The organism is Mesorhizobium sp. M7A.F.Ca.CA.004.06.1.1, from assembly GCF_003999135.1.
GTDB lineage: Bacteria > Pseudomonadota > Alphaproteobacteria > Rhizobiales > Rhizobiaceae > Mesorhizobium.
In genome coordinates this window covers 1-1,607 of sequence record NZ_RZPQ01001034.1, presented here as the reverse complement: position 1 = coordinate 1,607, position 1,607 = coordinate 1, and the positions used below count along the sequence as shown (strand labels likewise).

5 protein-coding genes are annotated in these 1,607 nt (G+C 58.1%); 4 read left to right on the top strand and 1 reads right to left on the bottom strand.

Annotation, left to right across the window (positions count from 1 at the left end; translation table 11 throughout):
* The coding region (locus tag EN906_RS33500; RefSeq protein ID WP_245484389.1) for a hypothetical protein at nt 1-256 on the top strand (256 nt) is incomplete at its 5' end.
* Between the two features lie 10 nt (nt 257-266).
* On the opposite strand, the gene EN906_RS33495 is transcribed toward EN906_RS33500, so the two are convergent.
* Nucleotides 267-524, bottom strand: coding sequence for a hypothetical protein (locus EN906_RS33495; RefSeq protein ID WP_127267547.1), 258 nt, complete (start codon nt 522-524; stop codon nt 267-269).
* A 288-nt stretch (nt 525-812) separates the two neighbouring features.
* On the opposite strand from EN906_RS33495, the gene EN906_RS33490 reads away from it, so the two are divergent.
* From EN906_RS33490 to EN906_RS33480, 3 genes are all read left to right on the top strand, one after another.
* Nucleotides 813-1,022, top strand: coding sequence for a DUF2934 domain-containing protein (locus EN906_RS33490; protein WP_236383395.1), 210 nt, complete (start codon nt 813-815; stop codon nt 1,020-1,022).
* An 89-nt stretch (nt 1,023-1,111) separates the two neighbouring features.
* Nucleotides 1,112-1,297 (top strand): hypothetical protein, encoded by a 186-nt coding sequence (locus EN906_RS33485; protein WP_127267546.1) that lies wholly within the window; start codon nt 1,112-1,114, stop codon nt 1,295-1,297.
* The coding region (locus EN906_RS33480; protein ID WP_127375744.1) for an alpha/beta fold hydrolase at nt 1,294-1,607 on the top strand (314 nt) is incomplete at its 3' end. The genes EN906_RS33485 and EN906_RS33480, both read left to right, overlap by 4 nt.

Here is a 1,607-nt window from a genome sequence, read left to right as displayed (position 1 = left end):
TTTCCAGCGTGGCCCGAAAATGAAGCGGTATTATTTCGATCTTCAAAACGGTGACGGCGCGATACCCGATGATAACGGGCAGCTGTTCGAATCCCGGGAACAAGCCAGAGCGGAAGCAATTCGTATTTTGCAGGATGTTGCCCAAGACGAAATGCCCGACTGCGATTTCGTCAAGGTAACCGTCAAAGTACGCGATGAGGTCGGTGCGCAGATGTTTGAGGCATCGCTTGTCCTGACCTCCGGATGGAGCGTGTGATGCCGCAGTGCTAGCGGCTATACCGCACCGGGATTTGCACGACATTCTCCGATCCAGGCAGATCGAAGGCCATGGCCAGCTGACGTACGGAGGCCATCTCCACGATCAGTTCTTCGATCGAAAGATCCGGCAGACCGGTCTTCACCCTCTGCCTCACCCTGGCCGCAAGTTCATGAACCCGTACCGGGACGAAAAGCGGGCTGTCGTCCAGCAGCTTGCTGATTTCGATGACCACATCAGCGTCGATGTCTTTCGGCAATTCCCGCATGGGCGTCACCTCCAATCGAAGCAACAGCCCGCCATATCGGTGCGGCGGGCGATCAGGCATTGAGCGCCGGGCAGTGGGATCGGAGAGGGACGTGCTCGGCGCTGGCCGATAGCCAGATTCATAAAGCTGCGGGCATCGGTGTGTCACGAAAAAATATCAGTACGAAAATTACCAAGCGGTTTCGTCCCACGCAATCCACAAGCGCCTTCCCCGAAATCGCGGCTCCGGCAGCGGCTGTTCCCGACAGAGGAGGAACAAAAAATATGGCCCGGAATTGAGACTGACGAATTGGAGGATCTGGCCATGGACAGCAGGGAAGAAAAGATCAAACGGCGAGCCCATGAAATCTGGGAACAAGAGGGCCGGCCGGCTGGCCGCGAGCAGGAGCACTGGGACCAGGCCGTGCAGGAGATCGAGGCTGAGGGTTCGGAGACTGAACGTGGCCCGGTTTTGCCTGATCCGACAGTTGCAGCCGATTCCAATAGCTTGAAGCGTTGATCGTCAGATGCCGTGGCGTCTTGAGAGGACGATCAGGCAACCAAATTGGTGGAACCTCGTTTGCCGGACAGCAACCAGAGGAGGTTTCGATGAAGAGGTTCTTTTCACTCCTGATCCTGGCCGCTGGCCTTACGCTCGGCGCCTGCGACAACAATATCGAGCCGATGAAAGCCAACACCGGCCCCATCAACAAGAACCCACAGGTTGACCAGGCCGCCAGGCCAGAGTCCGCGACTGGTGATGATAAGCCAGCTATTGCGCCTCAGAGCCAATGAACTCCGTCTCACATTGCGACACACCTCTGCTGCGCGTCGCCTATCTCGATGGTGGACCGCAGGACGGCGCCCCGGTTATCCTGCTGCATGGCTGGCCCGACGACGCGACGACATACGCTCGGATTTCGCCGGTCCTTCATGAAGCTGGCTTCCGGACGTTTTCGCCTTGGTTGCGGGGCTTCGGGCCGACATCGTTCCTGTCAAAAGAAATCATGCGCTCGGGCGAGATTGCCGCGATGGCGCAGGATGTGCTGGATTTTGCCGATGCGCTTGGCCTCAGCCGCTTTGCAGTCGTCGGACACGATTGGGG